Genomic DNA, 23493 nt, shown 5'->3' with positions numbered 1-23493 from the left:
GTCTTACTATGACGCTACTCCAGAAAATTTGTCGATTGAAAAATCCTCCTGTAAAGGAACGCTATCCGAAATGTATAAATGTTCCTGAGAACATAGTGCGCAAGCCCGATCCCTGTATTTACTCACAGGATGAACTTACAGCCAGCCCAGAACAAATCAAGTGGGAAAATATCAATATCCGCCTTTTTGACGTTGGTACAGGAGGTTTCGTTCGCTCTACCTTTGGCCTTGAGGAAGGTAGCTCTTACAGAATTGAGGTGGATGTTCGTAACTGCTCAGCCGACGTTGTGGCTCACAACACTAGGGTCGAGCTTTTCTTCGCGCCCTTTGGCATCGGTGGGATAGTGGTGGGACTAACACACATTCCTTTATCACAGTCGTTGGTCAATATTCCACCTGGAGCAGCTCAAACTGTAAACACCGTCTGGGTTAACCCCACCACCAGCGTAGCGTTCCTGGCGAGAGTATCACACCCCCATGATGTAAACACCATCAACAATCAAGGCTGGCACATCGTCCGCGTCGACATGCAGGAACCGGGCAACAGCTCAAGCCCGATTTTTCCGATCTGGAATCCCTTTAGTGGCATGCGGTTTATAAAGGTTCTGATTTTAGAGGAAGGTCCTGAGAAGTGGTTCCCCCAAAGCGAAATTGTCATTGGTCGTTTTGATGACTTTCTGCCGGTAGGGGAACTCCCTGATTCCCTATCCCATATCATTGACGGTCATCTGTCGGGATTGGGTTTGAATGTCCCTGACACGGTGCCGGTTGGAGTTAACCACATCTCCCACTTGACGGCCTACGCACTGCCGACACTTGACGGGCCAGAAACACTGGTTGGTGGGGTGACCTACTATATCCAGATCATCTGAGAGGAGGTACTGCAATGGGTGAACATATAACATGTGGACTCATCGGGCTCACTGCTGGCGGCGTTAGTGGGTATATGGCCCATGCAGGCATGAAGTTGGCCGAGCCCGTTGGGAGCATCCTGATGGTAGGTCTTCTGTTCGGTATCGTGCTCGGTATCATAGCCTTCTTGTTTGTTGGGCTATCTCGCACGGAGCAGCTCCTAGGAGCCTTTGCCCTACTGGGACTTATCCTTGGTGGCCTGGCAGGCTTGATCAGCTCAGCTGGGGTGATCGTATTGGTGGGAGTCCTACCCTGGTACATTGTTGCGGCTATGTTGGGATTTGCTGTGGGCTTTTTCCTCTGCTGGCTATGCGATCGCGCCGACATCCTCCCAATGACTTCTAATTAATAGGAGGGGCTAATTATGAATGGTAATTGCAGAGACAAGCCACTGCTCGACGCCCGATCGGCCCAGTCGGCCATCGGCCTCGGCGGACTTGGAGGACTGATCGCTGGGGCTGCCGCTTCAGCGATTACAGGCAGTCTGATTCTGGGTGGAGCATGGAATGGCGGGATTCTGGTTACAGGTGCCATTTGGGGATACTGCCTGGCCCGGTTTTTTGGTCGATTGCAGGCACATCAGGAGGAAATATGTGCATCCGGATTAGTCGTCAATCCAGGCCGGACAAATTTTTTCAGGGTGTGGTTTGCTCCCTTTTTATGGGATCCTGACTTTGTTTGGGACCTCATTCCCATCGGAGCCCATATCCGTTTTGTCTTTGATAATGCGACGCACCCACGCTGTAATGACGAGAATCGTGGCCTATTGCACTGCGAAATTGATTCGGCTATTAAAACAACCGGATGCATTGGTGCAATGATTGGTGCTGCGATTGGTGCTGCGATTAGCATAGCAGTCCTCGTACCACTACTGGCTGCATCAGCGTTCTGCGGCCCTTTTATCTTTCTCTGCGTGATTCTTGCCTTTCTGATTGCTGCTGCTGTTGCCTACCTGGGAGCCTACATCGGCGCTCTGATTGGTCATCTAGTGGGTTATCTCATTGATACTATCAGCGGCGCAGGAGATGAATTTGAAGCAATCCAGGCTAACACTTGCATAGCGGTAACTGGCCGTTGGGTAATTGATCTAGATCATGGCTGGAACGAGATTCATCCAGTGGAATTCCTCACTGATCCGGCCTTGAACGATCGAAACGAACCCATCCGTAATGACTGCCCCGATTTATGTCCGCCGCCGGTGGTCGACTAAAATCTCTAGTATGGCAACGAAGTTATGCTGAACCGTAGGACATTACTATCTTGCCAGTTTGTTTTGTTTCTTCATGAGATCCTCACATTTTTGTTGCAGAGTTAGAAAATCAAGAGAAAAAGACTGAAATATCCCCCTTACACACCTTATATGTACGATTCAAGAGGTGGCTATGTATACCCTGATTCGAGCACTATCTTTTCGCCAATTACTGAGTGAACAAGTCCCTGCAATTACTGTTTCATTGCTGATTGCAGAGTTGTTCTATAAGTTTCACAGCTTTTCACTCGAATGCCTAGCATTTCTTGTGACTTGGTATTTTGCAGATATTCTCATTCAATTCTTTAGTAAAAAGTTACGTCCTAATCGACAACGGAATAATAGTAAATCAGTGGGATGATCTCTACTATTCCTCTCTCTTTTGATAAGTTTGATCGAGATTATGTTGTTGAGTGCGATCGCTCATCGCTGTAGGCTGGGTTGACACCCGAAAACCCAGCATTTTTGAGGTGCTGAGTTAATTTTTCACGGGTGAACCGTGGCCATTAGGTCACACTTTTTGGTATGCATCATGGAAAACCGCTAAATACGGCATGGACTCCGCACACCCCGTCCACCGCAATTTAGCACGTGAGTATAAATCGTGGTTTGTTTTTACATCCTTGTGGCCTAACAGCTCTTGTACGGTTCGGATATCATAGCCATCTTCCAAGAGATGGGTGGCAAAGCTATGGCGAAACGTATGACAGCCACCATGTTTAGTGATACCAGTACGCTGAATAGCCTGTTTTACTGCCCGCTGTATAGATTGTTTATACACATGATGTCTTCTCACAATCTTCGTACGGGGATCGATGGAACGCTTCCAGGAGGGAAACACAAATTGCCATTTCCACTCGCTGTGGGCGTTAGGATATTTGCGCGCAAGCGCATAGGGCAGCTCTACTGTGCCATAACCCAGCGCTAAGTCTTGTTCATGGAAGCTTTTAGCTTTTTGTAACTGTTGTTGTAATGGATTAACTAGTGAATTGGGTAACATGGTGCGACGATCTTTCTGACCTTTGCCATCTTGTACTGTGATTTGGTAGTAATCAAAATCCAGGTCCTTGACACGTAGGCGTAGCCCTGCCATCAAGCGCATGACCGTTCCGTAAAGCAGACGGACTATCAGATGTTGGATGCCGTCTAGGTTAGTTAAAATTCGCTTTACTTCTGAGCGGGTAAATACAACCGGTAAGCGCTGAGGTCGTCTAGCTCGTTCAATATCGTCTATGTACGGTAGCTCTATATTTAGAACCTGACGATACAAAAACAGCAGGGCACTTAAAGCAACGGTTTGAGTTGATGCCGCCACATTACGGTGAATCGCTAGATGGGATAGGTAAGTCCTAATTTCAGGCACTCCCATATCCTTTGGATGTCGCTTGTTATGAAACAGGATGAAATCTCGAATGTAGTGGATATAAGATTTCAGTTGCAAGGCTGAAATGCTTTAAGCGAGAGACTTCCCTAACTTGATCTAGCAAGCGCGGCGGCTTGGGTGGTGCCATGGCAAATGCTGTATAACTCCCTCATAGGGGTGCTTATCTGTCAAAAGTACTGGATAAGATTCCTATTTCCCATACTTAACTGTCAAAAGTGCTGGATAACACCTTGGATTCCCGGAGTTATATGGCAAAAATTCGGTATAAGTTCTATGAATAGGGGTGTTATCACGCAGATCTGCTGCTGAATTACAAGTTCTACCGCAACAAAGGCTAATGACTGCGTAAACCCATCTTGTTCGTCAGTCATTTTAAGTTTGTAGTAACCACGTTGATACGAACCCTTGTCACACTATTCCCTCTAAATGTACGATGTCGGCTGGTACACATGGCTTAGAGGAAGGAGTTCTGTCAATTGTATTTGAAACGAGTTTCCATCCAGTACACGGGACCAGTACCCAATCTTGAAAGAGAACTTCCGTTTATCAACGATCGACCAATGCCGGTATGCTTCGTAGGTGGAAACGGTTCAGGTAAATCGACGGTAGTCTCCACGATCGTGAATGGAATGGTTGTTACGAAGGCTGGCGTTTTTGATGATGCAGAAATTGAGAAAGGTAAAGTGTATCGTCTGCGAAGTCGGCAGTTCATTCATCAAGGTCAAAATTATTACCATACTCTCGTTCAGTTCACGGATGGCATTGAAATAGAAGAATGGGTGCTCGATCGGTCTCGGGAGAAATTTGAAGCAGAGCTAGGTCACTGTCCGGCATTCGAGTCTTGGAATCAGATCCCCCTGTCAGAGGATAGCCACTATAGACAGATTCCAATCCCAGATAATACTGCTGCAAATATTTCGGTAGTCAAGAAAGCATTTTCCGACGGCTGCGTACTGTATTTTCCGCCGAATCGCTTTGAAAAACCTGCGTGGTTAAACGAAACAAATCTCTCCGGTAATGCCACATTTGAGCAACGTCAAAATATCAAAGGGTTATCGGAGCGCCTAATTTTCTGTCAACGGCGAGTTGCCGCGACATGCGATTGGTTACTTAATGTTCTACTCGACAAGTTGACTACGGAAGTTCAGAATGTGCCGGTAAATATCCAGGAACCGCCCACTCCAGCTGAGATCGTGATGATGCGCCAGGATGTTGATGGACCTAATTCTCAAATAATCAAGGCGATCATTGACATATTGAAGCTGATATTTGCTGACGAGCAAAGTCAGGTGCAATTGGTCATAGGAAATAAGCACCACCGCCAAATCGGTATTAGTATCACGTTTGGAAATGGGAAAAAGAAGACCATTCAGAATATCTTCTCGCTGTCATCCGGAGAAAGTTCTTTATTTGCACTGTTTGCAACAATCTTATTTGATTTCGATAGAAGTGGTGCCACATTTTCGACAATCCAAAATGTGGCAGGCATTGTTGTTATTGACGAGATAGACACCCATCTACATCTTGATCTACAACGGAAGGTCTTGCCAAAGTTGTTGCGTATGTTTGAACGTGTGCAGTTCCTTATTACGACACACTCACCACTGTTTCTTCTTGGGCTACAGGATGCATTTGCCCCGAACTCAGCCCAAATCATTAGCATGCCAAACGGACAACCAATTGCCGTCGAGGAATTCAGCGAGTTTGATTCTGCTTACGCAGCATTCCAGGAAACAATACGTTACAGAGAATCAGTGCAATCGGCTGTGTTGCATTCCCATCGTCCGTTGCTGGTTGTTGAGGGGCGCAGCGATAAAAAAATCCTGCGGGTGGCGTGGCAAAAGTTATACGGAACAGGATCAGAACCACCGTTCGATATTCAAACTGCTGGCATAGAAGCTGATCAGGATAAACGCGATGGCGGCGCAGAGCAATTGCGTCGAAACATTGAGTTCTTAGCCACAACGAGTGAACGAGCAATCATTGGGCTGTTCGATAATGATCAAAAAGGAAATGCTCAGTTCAAAGGGCTAAAAAAGGAAGCGTTTGAGGATTGGAGCATTACAGCATCTTATCGAAAACATCGCACGGCTTCCGTATGGGGAATCCTATTACCAATAGTTCCAGGGCGAGAAGAGTTTGTTACAGAATCAAATATCAATCATCGATATCTTTCAATCGAACACTATTTTCGAAACCACATTCTTTCTTCTAATGGACTAAAGGGAGATGGAATTCTTGGGACCGATGTATTCGAAGTTTGTGGCAACAAAATGGCTTTTGCTGAGAATTGTGAGTCCTTAGATGACGATGAGTTTGATGATTTCAGAACGTTGTTCGCTACGCTTCAGACAGTCTGCAATGCCTTTGCTATACCGATAGTGGATCCTATTAGCGAGGGCTAACAACCTATCTACAAGAAATGGAATCGTACTCTGAATGAAAAGGTGAAAATTCCAGTAGAAAAGTGGCAGAGCAAGCGCATGCACCGGAGCCGCAAATTCAATTAAAATAGAGCATCATTCACGGCGGCCCGGTGATGCTGGTTGTACTGCTAAGTAGTAGAGTATTGAATTCGAAGTTGGCGGAGAGATATTCGGCATAGAATAGTTAATGCGTTAACTATTTGACTTGGGGGCAAATTTCGAGCGTAATGCCTGATTCTTTTTCAAAAGCCAAGTTTCTTGAGCAATGGCATCATGCCCTTGCTCCCTACAACATAGGGTACAAAGTCAAACTAATATCTCAATTAATGTATCGAGATTTTCTAGAGCGGCTAGAGCCATATAAGCTAACCCCATTTCACTACCTGGTTCTATGTTGTTTATGGGAAGAGGATGGACTGTCAACCTCTGGGATTGCAGACAAACTTAAACAGCTTGGGGCAACACTAACTGGAGTCGTTGACCGAATGGAGAGTCGTAACCTTGTTTATCGAGAGCGTGATCCTAGAGATCGCCGGATCGTTCGTATTTGGCTAACCGATGAAGGCAAACAGTTAATGAAAACTCTTCCACCTATTGGTGCGGAAACGATTAATCAAGCCACCGAGGGCTTCTCAAAGGCAGAACAGGAGAGTCTTTCAGCGTTACTGGATCGAGTAATGGACAATATGATGTAGGAAAAATTAACCTCCTGGGGTTGCCATTTTGGAAAATACTTAATACATTAACTATTAATATATTAAGTATCTGGTTTTTCGCCAATCAATCAAAGCCAGAAGTCGCTTGACCCTAAAGATTTTCTTGGAGGAACCCATGCCAAAAGCAAGTATCAAGCAAAAAACCTGGATCTTATCTGCTCACATAGGATTTGCAGCACTTTGGACTGGAGCCGTTTTGAGCATGTTCTTGTTGTCACTTCGCAACACAAAAGCTGTCAATGCAGATGCGCTTTATGCAATCAATTCAGCGATCACCTTACTCGATGACTACATCGTGATTCCCGCTGCAATTGGTTCAGTGCTGACAGCGACGCTACTCTGTTGGACTACTAATTTTGGATTCACTAAGTTCTACTGGGTAATCTCTAAGTGGTTTTTGACCACTGGACTAGTAATATTTGGCACTTTCTGGCTTTTCCCTTGGGGAAACGCGGCCGAAGATATTTCCGCTCAAGAAGGGTTACAAGCGTTTACTAATCCTATCTACACCTTTGATGCTAAGGGAGTTTTAGTCGGAACTTTAGTACAGGTTCTCTTGCTTACAGTGATTATCGGTATCTCTGTGCTGAAACCTTGGGGAAGACGACCAAATACAAAACAAATCCCAACCAATGCTAATAATTAAATATTATTGGCTGTATCCTCTAATGCTGATTGCAACAAAGACAAAAAGATCTTTGTTGGCATTGATGTTCACAGGCGAACCTATTCTGTTGTTAGCTCTGTGGAAGGAGCTGTTGTTAAAAGATGACAAACTGTGGCTTCCACCTGACGCACGGGCCAAGCAATTAAACTCTCTATATCCTTGCTCAGACATTTTCACAGCATATGAAGCCGGATTTTCAGGGTTTGTCACAGAACATTGGAGCAAGTTGCTATGGCCAACTGAGTGGTGAATCCAGCTAGTATTGCTGAAATTAAGTCACTTGAAGAAGAATGATGAAGCCGTGGACGTGTCAAGCAGAAATTTCCTTTTCCACGCGATCGCTAAACCTAGCAAAAGATCAGAAACGACCACTATTCAGCCTCTGCTATTTCCTCTTCAATATATTCTTTGCCGATGCGCTGATACTCAGCCAAAGTAAACGAATCCACCTGAATCGCATCTAGCTGCGCCCGTTCTGCCGTTGTCGCTAGGTCCGATTCTGCCCCCGTAATCACCCCAGCTCGCAGAGCCGCTTCTACCCGACCTACAGGTGGAGTAATATTCAGTTGACCATTGCGCAACGCCGTTTTGATTTTCTTAAATATTGGCATCGCCACAATTGACAGCTGATACGCACGCTCCAAACGTCCCAGCGCCTGCTTCGCATCAGTAGGCACATGTACACCTCTCGTCAGATGATTACGTCCATCAGGAGACTGGAGTAACTGAGCCACCGCATGGCCCTGCGCATCAGTAGGAATCACACCAATGGGGTTTAACCGGAACCAGGGCAGCGTAGTCGCCCGCATGAGACTGCCCAACACAGGTATGTTGAGATTTGCCAACAGACCTTCTAAAGCGTGTTGTACCTGACCCAGGCTATGGTTCATCGCCCAGTGCACCAGAGGTAAATCAGCTTCTCGCCGTCCCTCTGCCTCAAACCGACGCAGCGTCGCTGTCGCCAGATACATCCAGGAGAGCATATCGGCAAAACGCCCGGTGATTTTCTCATGGCGCTTGAGACGACCGCCATAGGTAAGCATGGCAAGATCTGACAGGGCGGCAAAGGTAGCAGAGGCCCAGGCTAGTTTCTGATAGTAGCGAGCCGTTTCTCCTCGCACAGGAGACTTCACCACATGCCCATGGGTCCAGCCCAAGACCTTGGCACGGGTGAGATTCCGCAACATCAGCCCCACATGTCGCCAAAAGGCATAGTCAAAGGCGGCAACATTGTTGTCTTCTAAAGCGGCAATTTCATCCACAATATAACTGTGACAACGAATTGCACCCTGACCATAAATGATCAAACTGCGGGTAAGAATATTCGCTCCTTCGACAGTGATCGGGATGGGGGTAGCTGTGTAAATGTTGGCCAACAGATTGCGAGGACCACGGCAGATACCGGCACCGCCAAGAATGTCCATACCGTCATTGATGATGTGGCGGGACAGCTCGGTAAACTGATACTTGGCAATGGCAGATACTACTGCAGGCTGTTCACCTTGATCCACAGCACCGCAGGTATATAGCCGGGCTGCATCCATTAGATAGGTAAGACCACCAATCCGGGCTAAGGGTTCTTCGACACCTTCAAACTTGCCAATGGATAGGCCAAACTGTTCTCGCACTATACTGTAGGCACTGGTCACCCGTGAGACTAGCTTCGCCACACCTGTAGCGGTGGCCGGGAAGCTAATACCGCGACCAGCAGCGAGACTTTGCATTAGCATGGTCCAACCTTTGCCAGCCTGTTCTATACCACCAATAATCTGGCTAGCGGGTAGCACTACATTTCGACCAGCGATAGGAGAGTTGTAGAAGGGTACGCCCATGGGGTCGTGACGGCGACCCAGCTGCACACCGGGAGTGTCTGCAGGTACTAGCACACAGGTGATGCCGACATCGGTGCCCTGGCCCAGGAGATGATCGGGGTCGCGGAGGCGAACAGCTAGACCGATAAGGGTTGCGATCGCACCCAAGGTTATGTATCGCTTCTGCCAGTTCAACCGCAGATACAGCTCACCGTCTTTGCCCTTAAACACCGTACCGCTGGACTGCAAACTGGCCGCATCGGACCCCGCCGTTGGTTCAGTCAGGGCAAAGCAGGGCATTTCTTCACCCGTAGCCAGTTTCGGTAGATAGCGCTGCTTTTGCTCAGGAGTACCGTAGCGCAGCAGCAACTTAGCTGGGCCGAGAGAGTTGGTTACCCCTACTGTCGCCGTGTGGGTAAAGGATCGCGATGCCAGCTTGGTCATCACCGCACTATAGGCTGTATTGGAAAAGCCGCGACCGCCGTACTCCGACGGAATCATCATGCCAAAGAAGCGTTCCTGCCGCAGATAGGCCCACACGTTTGGGGGTAAATCCTTGCGCTGGTGAATCTCCCAGTCCGTGGCCATGCGACATACCTGCTCCACTGGGCCATCGACAAACGCTTGTTCTGCAGGGCTAAGCGCAGGGTAGGGCTCGGCGAGAATCCGCTTAAAGTTGGGTTTGCCGGAAAATAGCTCGCCATCCACCCACACGGTACCTGCTTCAATGGCGGCCCGCTCTGTATCTGAGATGGCTGGCAACAGCTTAAAGAATCGGATTGCTTTAACAATGGGTGCTGTAATTGCCACCTGGCGAATAAACGGCACGTTAAAAACAATGGCTATCATGCCAAACAGACACCATAGCCAAACCGGAGCTTGGACAACGCCCAACACTAAGGCACCATAGGCAAACCAAGCCAGTATTGGCACGTTCATATATGCCAGCACAACAAACAGGCCGAATAAGCCAACAATTAAACCAACGGTCAAGAGAGCCATAATTATTTACCCCGACTTGTAGGGGCGTTCCATGGAATGCCCCTACAGCGCCATGAAGAAGAATCTGTAATTTTGTTTAAGCACTATTGGTAACAAACATCACCCTATGCTTCTTAAGCCTAATCTTGTTTTGTCACTCTCTATGAATTAGAGCAACAAATTTTCAAACACACCGGCAGCCCCCATACCACCCCCAACGCACATGGTGACCATACCGTAACGGATCTGGCGGCGTTTCATTTCATGGAGCAATGTTGCTGTTAGTTTCGCACCACTGCAGCCGAGGGGATGGCCCAGTGCGATCGCACCTCCATTCACATTGATGATGTCCTGGTTCAAACCCAACTTCCGAATTACCGCCAGGCACTGGGAAGCAAAGGCTTCGTTTAACTCGATCAGGCCAATATCCTTCAGACTGAGGCCGACCTGCTCTAGCACTTTGGGTACTGCTTCCACCGGGCCAATGCCCATAATTTGAGGCGGTACACCAGCCACCGCAAACCCTAGCAACCGGGCCATGGGAGTCAGATTTAGCTCCTGCACTTTGGCGGCGCTCATCAGAATGGTCGCGGCTGCTCCGTCCGACATCTGGGAGGAGTTACCGGCTGTGACGCTACCACCACGACGGAAAACAGGCGGTAAGGCTGCTAGCGCTTCCAGGCTAGTGTCGGTCCTGGGGCCTTCATCAATGGCAAATTGGGTCTCATCGGTGTGGACATCGCCGTCTTTGTAAACCGTTTCCGTCACGGTTAGGGGCATAATTTCGTCATTGAAGCGACCAGATTTGATCGCATTGAGGGCATTGTGGTGCGATCGCAAAGCAAAAGCATCCTGATCTGAGCGCGAAATCTCAAACTGCTGCGCCACATTTTCAGCCGTCAGCCCCATCGACACATAAACCTGAGGCGTTTCAGCCATCATGACCGGATTAGGACTCCAACGATCTCCCCCCATGGGAATCAGGCTCATGGACTCCGCTCCCCCCGCCACCATGACATCCGCCTGCCCCAGACTAATCGCCTGGTGAGCCATGGCAATGGTTTGCAAACCCGACGAACACAGCCGATTGACCGTCATCCCCGGTACAGCAGGTGGCAGACCAGCCCGATGGGCAACTACCCGGCCCAGGTTATACCCCTGTTCTGCCTCAGGCATGGCACAGCCCATGATCACATCCTCGATGTGGTCTGGGGATAGAGTCGGGAGTTTTGCGATCGCACCACGCACCACCGCTGCCGCCATATCATCCGGTCGCATATGACGAAGAGCCCCGCGCGGAGCCTTCCCAACCGCCGTCCGCACACTCGCAACAATATAAGTGTCTTGCATAATGTTCTCCAAAAAATGAAACGTAGGTTGGGTTGAGCCACAAAACCAAACACCCTCCAACTAATCAAAACCACAAAACTCCGACAAATTCTCAACCAAACCAAAATCACAAAATCCAACAGTCTGGATCAATCCCCAATCAATCTCCAATCAATCTCAAAGCAACAACAAACAATCCAGCCGCCCCAAAAAACACCTTCAAATCATCAATTACGCAACGGTTTCTTCGTTTTCAACAAATGCACAATCCTTTCCTGTGTCTTTTTCTGTTGCAACAACGGCAAAAAGACCTCCTGCTCCAGCCCCAATAAATACTCCTCAGACACTCGGGCCGGGGCCGTCAACTGCCCTCCCGTCATCACATAGGCCAGCTGTCCCGCCAGGAACCGATCATAGTCACTGGCAAAACCGCCCTGCTGCATGGTGTAGGCCATGTGATCAAGCACAGCCCGTCCCTGCTGACCCAACACCCAGAAACTGTCATGAACAGGAGGACGATACCCTGCCCGGTCCAGACACAGCACCTTTTCTTTAGCGATATAAAGACGCTGGTCATTGTTCATCACAATGTGAGTGTTGGCTGGCAAAAAGCCCAGTGTAATTGCCTCATAGGCACTGCCTGCCACAGTTGCCGTGGCCACCGTCTTAAACACGTGGTTCAAAAAAGGCTGAATGTGTTGAACAGATCCACTAACAGCCTGCTGGGACGCCCATTTAGCCATGCGTGTTGTGCCCGTCGCACCGGGGATTAGCCCCACACTCAGTTCCACCAGGCCGATATAGCTCTCAGCTGCTGCCACCACGTGGGGACAGGCCATCACCAGCTCGCAGCCACCCCCCAAGGCCCGTCCCTGCACAGCTGCCACAATTGGCTTATGAAAGTATCGCACGCGCTGCAGCAGCGTCTGAAATTTGACCAACAAATCAGCAATCATCTGCCAGTTACCTGTCTGGGCAGCCGTCGCCATTTCTACCAGGTTGGCACCACCGCAGAAATGAGCACTGTTGTTACCAATGACCAACCCGCGGTAGCGATCGTCTTGAGCCAACAAATCTAAGACCGTCTGCAACCCATCGACAACAGCCGTGCTCAGGGTATTCCCTTTAGAGCGAAACTCGTAGAGCACAACCCCATCACCCATATCAAACAAAGCCGCTTCTGGGTTCTCCCACACCTTACTCTTTGCAGTTTTAATCAGCGGTAGATGCAGCTCATCCGCAGGCTGTGTCACCGATTGTGCCCCCATCGGCCCCAGCACGGCATTGGCCATCAGCAAATTACTGGGAACACCGTGGGGACTGCGATAAAAGTGCCCTTCACCTGTAGCGGCCATTTCGCTAACCCACTCCGGCACCTGCAAATTGACCGCCTGCATGTCGTAGAGTATTTTGTGAAACCCAATGGCATCCCATAGTTCAAACGGACCTAGCTGCCAGCCAAACCCCCAGCGCATCGCCCGGTCAACATCCACAGGGCTATCGGCAATTTCTGGTAGCCGACAGGCGCTGTAGCTCAATAGGGCGATCGTGTGTTTTCGGAAAAAATCGCCCGCCCGGTCAGGCAAGGCGTAGAGCGCCCTGACTCGATCGATAAGTTGAGATATGGGGGTAACCGTTTCCAGCTCAGGTAAATCAGATTGGCGTGGCAGTTCATAAGTAAAGGTTTTGGGATTCACCGAGAGAATCTCTTTACCTACCTTTTTATAAAATCCTTGTCCCGACTTAGCTCCCCGTGAGCCGGTCTTCACTAAAGTCTTTAGCAAAGACGGTAGTTTAAACATTTCCTTTTGCTCATCGTGGGGAATGGCTGGATAAATATTCTCAGCCACATGGAGCAGAGTGTCTAGACCCACCAGGTCTGCTGTTCTAAACGTGGCCGATTTTGGCCGCCCTACTAATGTGCCTGTCAATGTATCCACCTCTTCAATAGAGTACCCCTCGTCAGTCAGGGCATGGATACCGAGAAAGGTTGAAAACAAACCAATGCGATTGGCAATAAAGTTGGGAGTATCTTTGGCAACAACAACCCCTTTGCCGAGATAGCTACGACCAAACCACTCTATCAGTTGTACAACTTTTGGATCAGTATCTTCTGTGGGAATTAGCTCCAACAATTTTAAGTAGCGAGGCGGGTTAAAGAAGTGAGTTCCTAAAAACCGCTGCCGAAAGTCTAAGGCACGTCCCTCTGCGATCTGTGCAATAGGTAAACCGCTGGTATTGGTGGAAATTACAGCATCTGAACGCACTACCTGCTCTAGTCGAGCCATCAGCTGTTGCTTAATATCCAACCGCTCAACCACAGCCTCAATGATCCAATCCACCTGACTTAGACGAGCAAAGTGTTCATGATAGTTACCTAGCTCAATCCGATGCCCAGCATCAGGCGTGAACAATATGGGCGGTGATAGCTTTTTTGCCTTCTTAAAGGCACCTTCTACCACTGCATTTTTGTTACCCTCAGGAGCAGGCAAATCCATCAACAACACCTGTAGCCCTGCATTAGCCAAATGAGCGGCAATCTGAGTACCCATAATGCCAGCCCCTAGCACAGCAGCCGTTTTGAAAGGAAGAAAAGTCATGGTGGATCTCCTCAAAAGAAGGTAAATATGGGGTGGGCCTCGCCCACAAAAAACAGAACCTAGGTTGGGTTAGGCCTCACACAACCCAACAAGACCAAATCAAGCCATCCGCTGGTCATGGCGGTACCAGTTACCCCAACGCCTCCACCGCTGGTACAAACGAGAAAACCTGCTGGGCCGCACCTGCCTGCCTGGCTCAGCCTCTTGATAAAGGGATTCAACCTCCTGAGCGTAAAGCTGATAACGCTGCTGACGGCTGGTGCCTGCTTTTTCATTGACCAAAGCAAACCGCTTAATGGTTGACCAGCTTGGCAATTGACTGTTGATCTGATCGATGAGGGTTTGATAGTGCGATCGCACTACATCAGCCCCCCCTCCAGCATCCGACAACTCCTCTAACGGCAGCTCCCGACTAGCCCAACTGTCACCTTGAGACTGCAGAGACTGCTTTAGCGTTCTCACCTCAGGCACCATTAACACGCCACAAAACTTCTGCCCTGGCCCCACCAGCAAGGCACGTTTTACGAAGGGTGACTTTTCTAACTGTGCCTCAATGGCGGCAGGAGCGACATACTTGCCCGTGGACAGCTTAAATAACTCCTTCTTACAGCCGTGGAGCGTCAGCAGCCCATCCACCGAAAATTCCCCTAAGTCCCCGGTATGGAACCAGCCATCGGCGTCAATTACGGCATCGGTAGCCTCTGGATCATGGTGATACCCTGTCATTGTGTAAGGGCTGTGCGCCAGAACTTCACCATCAGCCGCCAGCCGCATTTCGACACCAGGGATGGGCACCCCAACCGTCCCCGAGCGCAGCCAGCGATCGCGAGTATAGGTCAAGACAGAGCTTGTCTCCGTCAGGCCATAGCCCTGCTTAACCGGGATGCCAATGCCATTAAAAAAGGTCATAATTTCCGACCGCAACGCCGCTCCACCACACAGGAGATAGCGCATATTCCCCCCAAAGGCCCGACGCAACGTGTTAAAAACGCTATGACCAAGTAACCAGGGTCGGAGACGACGCCAGCCATCGCGCCGAAGATCGGCGCGATGAGCCAGATGCCACCCCCAGTTTAGCCAGTACTGTTTGAGCCCCTGAGACTGTTGCCGCAGGCTATTAACCCGTTCATAGACTTTTTCTAACAGCCGTGGCACCGTGATAAAAATAGTCGGCTTAACAGTCGCCAAATGAGAGAAGACCCGTTTGGGCGACGAGAAATAAATATGGTGACCAAAGCCAAAATGACCGTAGAGAAAGGCTCTAGCAAAAATATGGTTCAGGGGTAAAAACGATAGGGCGACTTCCGGTGTGCCTGGCATCAGCCCTGGCATGCTGCTAAACGCTGCCCAAATATTGCCGGTCAGACTGCGGTGACTTAACATCGTCCCTTTGACATGACCGCTAGCATCGGGATTATAGACAATGGTGGTTAAATCATCGGGATGAAGCTGCTGCCTCAAAGCTTGAATGGCCTCAGCCGAATAGAGCCGGTGTCCCTGACGACGAATCTCTGTGAGTGTCTTAATTTCAGGCTGTGATAATGCCCAGACAGGCGGTGAAGCCTCCTCGACAACAATTATCAGCTTGACCTGCTGTACCTGATGATAAAAGCGCTTTAGCGTTTTCCAGGTAGAGACAACTAAGGCCTTCAGGTCAGCATCGGCAACTATCCAGCCGATAGTATCTGCAGGCTGCCCCTTATCAATGGGCACAGTAACTAGATGCGCGATCGCACCTGCCATATCTACTAACGCCCAATGGATATCGCTCTCTAGCAGCAAGCCAATTCGCGCTAACTCATGGTCATCATTCGCCCAGGTTAGTCTTTCAGAATTCAGACCCAGCGCCAGCTCTTCTGCAGCTGTGCGAAACTCACTGTAGGTGTAGGCTTTCCATCCATGGACAGTCCACTGATGTAGCACAGGCATAGGAGCATAGGCACAGCCCATATCCAATAAGTCAGGAATGGTGTAGTGAAGTTGGACAGCTCCCTTAGTTGCTGGCGCAACATACAACAAACAGCACAGAGGGCATCGATCAACCATTTACCTAAAGAGAGCACCACAGCTCTCTGCCTCAACAAATTGGAGAATCCCATCGATATCACCCCAGAGCAATTACTCAAGCAGTCCTACAGTCCTGTCTGGAACAGAGAAGAGTGGATAAAGGCAGAACCATCGGCCCACTACTGGCTACAGCCATAGGTAATCTACTCAGAGCGCTCATCAATCAGTCTCAGCCTCACCCGCATGTCAAATGGCATTTTCTATATAAAAACATCCATGAAAAAAGACCCAATATAGGAGTCATTTACGGGATTAAAGTCGTAACTTCTCATCAGGCTATGACTCAGGTAAACTATTTAATAACAAGAAAAAGTAACCAGATAAATAGCAACCTAAAGCCAAGCATTCAGCTAATTAACTAAGCAATATGATTTTCGTGAACTAAGCTGTTTAAGTAAGCTTAGCTGGTTTAGCTGAGCTTTCGATACATCTATTATAGTGGGATCGCCCATGAGACAGGCGTTGTCTTAATATGGCTGTAATATTAAGACCTTATCTAATAGTTATTGAAATCCAACATTAATTTGTTTTGACATGATCTTCTAGCCAATTATTAATATCCTTCATAATCTCCGTCTGATTAATTTCGTTATAGAGTTCATGGTAGGCCCCTTCATAACTGATAAAGGTTTTATTCCTCTGGGGCAGCCCTTCAAAGAACTCTTGGCTCACGCTCGGATCAGCAACTTTATCGGCCATACCATGGAGGATAAGGAGCGGCAGTGTCAGATATGTTTTATGAGTACGGAGAAACTTGATTGTTTTGATAAACTCTGTCGCCAATCGGGCCGTGCCTCGCTGGTGTCTAAGTGGATCATGGGCATAGGCCAAGACAATCGAGCGATCTCGCGATGGCAGAATATGGCCTAATCCTAAGGACATGGAAAATCTTGGCCAGCTCAAGGATAAAAGTTGGCCAATCTTTAACCGCAAGTCAGTGGTGGCATGGTTCCCAAAGGGAGGCGATGCCACGACAATACCGTTTATTTTTGGATAGGGTGTACTGTGGGATTCTCCTAGATTCATCTGTCTGTGTAGCACATATTCCAGGGCAACAATGCTACCTAAACTATGGGATATTAAGAAACAGGGAACCGTTGGATGTTGTTGTTGCACCATAGCAATCAAATAAGCCAGATCATTGCGATACTCTGACCATCGATTAATATGACCCCGCTGGCCTGGGGAGCGTCCATGTCCTCGAAGGTCATATCCGTAAAGGGCGTACCCTTCAGGCAATAGGGCTTTGACAACATTTTGAAATAGGCCGCTGTGTCCCCCTAATCCATGCAGCAAAATCACCGTTGCCCTCACAGTCGATGTCGGTAACCAGCTTTGGTAGTAGAGACTTAAGCCATCAGCCGCTGTAAATAGACCATCTTGATACTGGGCGGTAATGGTTTGCCATTTGAGCTGGGCCAGACGCTGCTGAAAATCATTGAGAACAGGCTGTAAAGCAGGAGCAGATTTAGCACTAATAAGATGCAAATCGTAAGGTGCCTGGCTAATAGAACGGGAATAGGCAGACAGCGCTAGACTGGCGGTGTCTGGTTGCTGCAAATGTTGCTTAAAAAATAGAATACTTAATCCGCAAAGGTAACTATCAATAATGGGTGGCGAGAGCTTCAAGGTGGGCAAATCGCTCTGATTAGCAAGTTTCAAAGAAGACAACAATTTGCTCAGGTCATGCACATGGGATTTACCGCGAATGACAGCTAAAAATCGTTCCTGACTAGCCAGCTGTGGGAACATCTGCAAGGGCTCTAACGCCATCGGTGCAGTTTTATCACTACTTCCAGTGGCAATCACTGTAGGAATTGTGACGGAGGCCAGCCCTTCGGCTCCAAACAGACCGCTGCCAATGGGATTAACCGCAAAAATTGCTTTGATTCGAGGATCTTGAAGTGGTTTAACCGTCGGCGATAGGGACAGGGCTCGACACTGCAATAACAACGACACATTGAGACTATCGGATACGCTTTCGCAGCGTTGAGCTAAAGCCTCAAAATCAATAGTGGCACCAGCTAAAGCTAAAGCTGTATAGCCTCCAAATGATTCGCCCAGGATACCTACATCGGTCAGATTTAGATGGCCATCATACTCACGGCCATTACGACGTTCTAATTCATCTAAAAGAGCACTGACATCATGGGGACGCGCAAAAAATTCCTGTAGTGAGAAAATCTCATCAACACTCCCCGTCAGCAGGCTCTGCACCTGATGGGTGTCGCTGCCTGGATGTTGAGGAACAGCCACTAGATAACCATGGGAAACGAGATGCTTGGCATAGTGAGTCATGGCCTGGGGATTAGCTGCCAATCCATGGGAGATCACCACCACGGGCACAGGACAGGCCACATCGCCCACAGGTTCATAGAGAAAAACCTGAAATGGCTGTAGAGAGCGCCGCTGTAAATGCAATACTTTTTGGCGTATCCCCCAGGGACCCGGCAACCGAGGATCAACGGCAGGTACTTCCTGTTCCACGGATTCCTGCAACATCAGTGTTTTAAGCAGAGTCAACAGCTGATCAGTGGTCTGGAGCAGCAGATCAATTTGCTGGGCTGTCTCCAACAGACGATCGGTCCGCAAATTACCAGCAATCTGATATAGCAAACTCATAATCGACAGCTGGTCCGCTTTGGTAATGCGCTGAACAAGTGCGTGACGGCCTGCAGCATCATTGGGCAGCTCAATGAGCTGGCTGAGTCTGTCTAACAGTGACTCACCAATCTCTGTGCGAAAAAATCGCTGTAAGCTCTGAGAATCGAGCTTTACCTGAGTTTGCAAAATCTCTCGACAGTGGGTTTGAGCCCTGGGTCCCTGAGCATCGAGATATAGCTCACAGGTACGCTGGGCTAACTGCGGCAGGCGTCGGCGCTGCCATAGCTGCGAAACTCGTTGTTGCAATACTTGCTGTACCGAAGAGGGAAAAAAGGCCATAACAAACCTCATAGACAAGAATCCTTGTCCACTCCTCTCCTGCTTTGATTATGGAATAACCACTGGTAGTTTGACTCAGATTGATAGGGTGTTTAATATATCGCGGCGATGGCTACCCTCAGCAATTACGCCTAGAGTACTCGGATTATTTTTGTCATGCTTTGCTAATAAATTGTACGTATTTACGCCTAGTCTTGATTGTAATCAAAGCAATGGAGCCTTGAGACGTAAGCCAGTCCAGATGCTGAAATCCTGACTAAATCAGTCATTGATCCATTGGCCATCAGCTCAAGAGTGCCTTTGATGCAATATCACTGCTGCTGCTGAAGACACTCTATGGTGCAAAAAGAGTATGGGACTGTCTTGATTCAGAAAAGTGGGATCAATACACTACTCCCAGGTGTGTTGTATCCATTTGTAAAGTGATGAGCGTTTTTCCTAAGGCAGTAGAAAACCATCAGGGTGTGGACTATCGAGAGCGTCAGTTGATGAAAGTGGGGCGATATTTAAAGGCCATCCGCACACGCCAGGGGTTGTCATTACAGCAGGTAGCTAAGCGCACCCATATTCAGCCTCAACAATTGCAAGCCATTGAAACAGGCAGCTGGGTGCAGCTCCCCGAAGCAATCTACGTCAAGGGATTTCTGCAAAGATATGCTCAATCCTTAGGATTAGACAGCAGAGCAATTGCCGACGGAATCGCAGTCAAGCCTGCAGCGATTAATCCTAAATGGTTAAATTCATCTGACTTTTCTATCCGCGACCAGGGAGTCTGGTCATCCTTATCCCACTGGTGGGCTAGGTTGACTCCTTTGGTGTAGCCTGAGCGGCGACGGGTGCGATCGCACCCTCTTCTTGGCCTTGATCTGCCACAGCTGCTTCGACTGCTGGCGTTGAATGCGGTGCCTCATAGACCGCTAAATCAAACCAAAACGTAGTCCCGAGGCCCACCTCACTGACCAGGTACATTTTACTGCTGTGCTTAGCAATAATATTTTTGACAATAGACAACCCCAGTCCAGTCCCCTCCAAGGTATGAACACGGTTTTCTACCCGATAGAAGCGATCAAAAATCGCCTCTTGGTCTTCAGGCCCAATGCCAATCCCCGTATCGGAGATCTCGATACGGACATTGCCTGCAAAGTCCAGGTGCTCAACAGTGGATGGAGCCCGATAGGCCCGAATCGCAACGCAGCCACCTGCCGTAGAAAACTTCAGACCATTGCCCACCAAATTGCCAAACACCTGCAGCATTAGATCGTAATTACCCAATACCGGCGGTAACCCTTCCTCAATCTCCTGAATTAGCTCAATCCCCTTATCCTTGGCATTGAGCTGATAGGTACGCAGGGTTTGTTCAATCGGCTGATGAATATCTAATGCCGAGAACTGATAGCGACGATTAGACTCCAACCGTGAGAGATCCAACACGTCATTCACCAAACGTGTCAACCGATCGGTTTCATTATTGGCAGTTTCTAGAAACTCCCGCCGCTCCCGGTCAGATAGATCATCCCCATACTCATAGAGAGTTTCAATAAACGATTTGATGTTAAATAGCGGTGTCCGCAGCTCGTGGGAAATATTACTAATAAACTGACTTTTAGCCGCATTGAGCGCCACTTCACGGGTAATATCCTGAATGGTGAGAGCAATCCCCTTAACGGTTGCTCCCGACTGGTCTAGAACAGAATTTAACAGGACACGAATCGTACGACTGCTAGGTTCAGTCAGGGCAATGCGAAACTCTTGACTTTCTGAGGAATCACCCTTAGCCGCCTGGTATAGCGGTCGCGTCATTTGTATCCTCACTTCAGTGGGCAAATGCTGCAACACATTACCATCGGGCGGCAGGTGTGCATCCCACCCAAAAATACGACTAGCCGCCGTATTGGCTAACACCACCTCCATGTTGGCATCGATCAAAATAGCGCCGTCGACAATCGTAGAAACAAGACGTTCTAATTTGGCTTTTTCAGCCGTTAGTTCCTCGATGTTTTGTTCTTCATAGCGTTCCAACCGTTCTGCCATGTAGTTAAAGCTTTGGATCAGCTCACCCAGCTCATCACCACCACGGGAGAGATCAATCCGTTGCTTAAAATTACCCGCCGCAATATTTTTGACCCCAGTTAGCAGTTCTTTAATTGGCTGAGTAATGGTCAAAGCATTAAACACAGCCCCTAAAATCACCATCACCCAAATACAGACAAACACTGCAATGGTGACGTCACGGGTAAGGTGGGAAGAGGCTACGACCGTTGGATTAGGATTAATCCCTAATGCTAGAACGCCAAGATAGTGCTCCTTCGATTTGAGCGGCACAAAAACATCAGTGACTTCACCCGCCGGGGTTAGATGCTGCCGCACCATGGGCAGATCAACACTCGTGAGGTAGTTTTCGGGGAGCTGCATGCGGCGGCTGAGGGTCAGAGAGTTTTGGACCGCCGAATCAGAGTAGGGAATGCCAAAGAAAATGGAACCATCTGGATTGGCATAGAGCATGTAGCGAATGCTCGATGTGCTCTCCATAAAGCGCCGTGAGAACAAGGCCAGCTCATCCAGCTGCTGGGATTCAACCAGAGGAGCCGTATTGGACGCCAGTAGCAAGCCTAAATCACGGCCAAATCGGGTGTCGTTTAAACGCGCATCCATCTGAATTGTATTCACCGCCCAAAATGTCAGGCTGCTCATAATCAGAGACACAACCAAGGTGGCCGCTGCCATCAGCCGAGTCTGGAGGGTAAAGTCTTTCCACCAGTCGGCAATCAGGGTCCGAATTTTTTGAAACAGCTCAACCATTCAAACTACATAACCCGCTCAACGCTATTGTGACATGAATCCCCAAATGGGCAATGGGCTCAGGAATGGGCAATAGAGTTTGGCTGTAGATAGGTTTGAACGTTAAGTGCTTAGGGTTAAGTTCAGGGTAACCAAAATCCCAGCAGGTTAAGAGCCTCGGCAAATCCCGACTCATTATTCAAAATTCATGCCTCAAAACTGATCCCTAACCCGATGGCCAATATCTCGGCGATAGTAAGCATTATCAAACTGAATGGCTGCGATCGCACTATAGGCATTTGCGATCGCAGTTTCAAAGCCATCACCCAGGGCCGTCACTCCTAAAACCCGACCGCCGTTGGATTGGAGCACCCCTTTCTCAAGCTGAGTACCGGCATGAAACACCATAGCGCCGGTATCATAAGCTGCCTCAATACCGTCAATGACCATTCCTTTAGGATATTTATCGGGGTAGCCTTCAGCAGCCATCACCACACAAGCCGCATAGCCCGACTTCCACTCAAAGGGGGGCAAGTCTTCTAACCGCTGCTCACAGCAGGCCAGCATAATCTGCTCTAAAGGCGTATTTAACAATGGCAGCACTACCTGGGTTTCGGGATCACCAAAACGACAGTTAAACTCAATCACTTTGGGGTCCCCTTCGGGGGTAATCATCAGCCCTGCGTAAACCACTCCCCGGTAGTCAATACCTCGATTTCGCAGCGCCTGTACCGTCGGTTCTAGGATTTCTATTTGAATGCGCTCCATCAGTGCCGGGGGGACAACTGGAGTGGGGGCATAAGCCCCCATGCCTCCCGTGTTAGGGCCAGTATCACCGTCACCAATCTGTTTATGGTCCTGGGCCGGCAGTAGAGGACGAATTGTCAGGCCATCGGTAACCGCCAGCACCGATGCTTCTTGACCAGCTAGAAATTCTTCAATGACAACCTGGCTACCAGCTGTGCCAAACTGACCGCTAAAGATGTTGGCGATCGCATCCTTAGCCTCTGCCAGGGTCATCGCCACCGTCACCCCTTTACCAGCCGCCAGGCCATCAGCTTTGATCACAATAGGAGCTCCCTGAGCTTCCACATAGGCCGTTGCCTCCTCACCATTATTAAACACAGCACTCGCCGCTGTGGGCACCCCAGCTTCCTGCATTAGCGCCTTCGCCCAGGCCTTACTAGATTCCAGTTGGGCACCGTCTTGGCCAGGACCAAATACCGTAATCCCTTGAGCCTTAAGGCCATCTGCCACCCCATCAGCCAACGGCTGCTCTGGCCCAATTGCCACTAAACCAATATTTTGCACCAGACAAAAACGAGCAATCCCCTCCACATCATCAACAGACATGGCCAAATTACTACAGCCGGGCAGCGTAGCCGTACCACCGTTCCCTGGCACACACACCACTGCAGTCACCTTGGGTGACTGTAACAATGTCCATGCCATGGCGTGTTCGCGCCCACCACTACCAATTACAATGGCCTTCACAGCGTTTTGTCCTGACAAAATAAACGGGCTTCATTCTCCCACGTCATGGGTGTATTGGGAAAATGTTGTCATCTTCAAGATCACAGGAAGACTGACGTGCGGATAGCTTGGAGCATGCCTCAATTGATGGCTTACC

At 48.9% G+C, this 23493-nt stretch carries 15 protein-coding genes; 7 read left to right on the top strand and 8 right to left on the bottom strand.

The genetic code is table 11. The features are described 5' to 3' along the window. Window positions 1-8: 8 nt before the first annotated feature. From N836_RS59470 to N836_RS59460, 3 genes are read left to right on the top strand one after another with little or no spacing between them, the layout of a single operon-like run. Window positions 9-872 (top strand): hypothetical protein, encoded by an 864-nt coding sequence (locus N836_RS59470; protein ID WP_023074341.1) that lies wholly within the window; start codon window positions 9-11, stop codon window positions 870-872. A 14-nt stretch (window positions 873-886) separates the two neighbouring features. Continuing rightward, window positions 887-1261, top strand: a complete 375-nt coding sequence (locus N836_RS59465; RefSeq protein ID WP_023074340.1) for a hypothetical protein — start codon at window positions 887-889, stop codon at window positions 1259-1261. Window positions 1262-1276: 15 nt separating this feature from the next. Next, window positions 1277-2122, top strand: a complete 846-nt coding sequence (locus tag N836_RS59460; protein ID WP_023074339.1) for a hypothetical protein — start codon at window positions 1277-1279, stop codon at window positions 2120-2122. 550 nt (window positions 2123-2672) lie between these two features. On the opposite strand, the gene N836_RS59450 is transcribed toward N836_RS59460, so the two are convergent. Further along, on the bottom strand, window positions 2673-3602 hold the full coding sequence (locus N836_RS59450; RefSeq protein ID WP_442785777.1) for an integron integrase: 930 nt from the start codon (window positions 3600-3602) through the stop codon (window positions 2673-2675). Between the two features lie 425 nt (window positions 3603-4027). On the opposite strand from N836_RS59450, the gene N836_RS73605 reads away from it, so the two are divergent. The 3 genes from N836_RS73605 (at window position 4028) to N836_RS59440 (ending at window position 7333) form a co-directional block, all read left to right on the top strand. After that, on the top strand, window positions 4028-5950 hold the full coding sequence (locus N836_RS73605) for an ATP-binding protein (protein ID WP_152532209.1): 1923 nt from the start codon (window positions 4028-4030) through the stop codon (window positions 5948-5950). A 248-nt stretch (window positions 5951-6198) separates the two neighbouring features. After that, window positions 6199-6666 carry a MarR family winged helix-turn-helix transcriptional regulator gene (locus N836_RS59445; protein ID WP_023074334.1) on the top strand — a complete coding sequence of 156 codons (468 nt, stop codon included), beginning with the start codon at window positions 6199-6201 and terminating at the stop codon, window positions 6664-6666. 136 nt (window positions 6667-6802) lie between these two features. Continuing rightward, on the top strand, window positions 6803-7333 hold the full coding sequence (locus N836_RS59440) for a hypothetical protein (RefSeq protein ID WP_023074333.1): 531 nt from the start codon (window positions 6803-6805) through the stop codon (window positions 7331-7333). Between the two features lie 392 nt (window positions 7334-7725). Here N836_RS59440 and N836_RS59430 read toward each other — a convergent pair whose 3' ends face one another. The 5 genes from N836_RS59430 to N836_RS73600 all read right to left on the bottom strand — a co-directional run bounded on the left by N836_RS59430 (window position 7726) and on the right by N836_RS73600 (window position 19085). Further along, window positions 7726-10167, bottom strand: coding sequence for an acyl-CoA dehydrogenase (locus tag N836_RS59430; protein WP_023074331.1), 2442 nt, complete (start codon window positions 10165-10167; stop codon window positions 7726-7728). Window positions 10168-10314: 147 nt separating this feature from the next. Next, window positions 10315-11496 (bottom strand): acetyl-CoA C-acyltransferase, encoded by a 1182-nt coding sequence (locus N836_RS59425; protein WP_023074330.1) that lies wholly within the window; start codon window positions 11494-11496, stop codon window positions 10315-10317. Window positions 11497-11702: 206 nt separating this feature from the next. Continuing rightward, the gene (locus tag N836_RS59420; protein ID WP_023074329.1) at window positions 11703-14075 is read right to left on the bottom strand and encodes a 3-hydroxyacyl-CoA dehydrogenase/enoyl-CoA hydratase family protein; all 2373 of its coding nucleotides are present in this window, start codon (window positions 14073-14075) and stop codon (window positions 11703-11705) included. A 99-nt stretch (window positions 14076-14174) separates the two neighbouring features. Then, entirely contained in the window at window positions 14175-16121 is a 1947-nt protein-coding gene (locus N836_RS59415) for an AMP-dependent synthetase/ligase (protein WP_023074328.1), read from the bottom strand. A 540-nt stretch (window positions 16122-16661) separates the two neighbouring features. Continuing rightward, complete coding sequence (locus N836_RS73600) at window positions 16662-19085, bottom strand: alpha/beta fold hydrolase (protein WP_023074326.1); 2424 nt, start codon at window positions 19083-19085, stop codon at window positions 16662-16664. Between the two features lie 425 nt (window positions 19086-19510). Between N836_RS73600 and N836_RS59405 the strand changes: the two genes are divergently transcribed. Then, a complete protein-coding gene (locus tag N836_RS59405) occupies window positions 19511-19906 on the top strand; it encodes a helix-turn-helix domain-containing protein (protein ID WP_023074325.1) in 396 nt (131 codons plus the stop codon). Here the strand turns inward: N836_RS59405 and nblS are convergent. Beyond that, the gene (gene nblS, locus N836_RS59400; protein ID WP_023074324.1) at window positions 19884-21884 is read right to left on the bottom strand and encodes a two-component system sensor histidine kinase NblS; all 2001 of its coding nucleotides are present in this window, start codon (window positions 21882-21884) and stop codon (window positions 19884-19886) included. The two genes, N836_RS59405 and nblS, sit on opposite strands and share 23 nt — an antisense overlap. A 192-nt stretch (window positions 21885-22076) precedes the next feature. After that, window positions 22077-23357, bottom strand: coding sequence for a phosphoribosylamine--glycine ligase (gene purD / locus N836_RS59395; protein WP_023074323.1), 1281 nt, complete (start codon window positions 23355-23357; stop codon window positions 22077-22079). Window positions 23358-23493: the final 136 nt, after the last annotated feature.

The sequence above is a fragment of the Leptolyngbya sp. Heron Island J genome, assembly GCF_000482245.1.
GTDB lineage: Bacteria > Cyanobacteriota > Cyanobacteriia > Phormidesmidales > Phormidesmidaceae > Leptothoe.
This window is presented reverse-complemented; position numbering and strand designations above follow the sequence as displayed.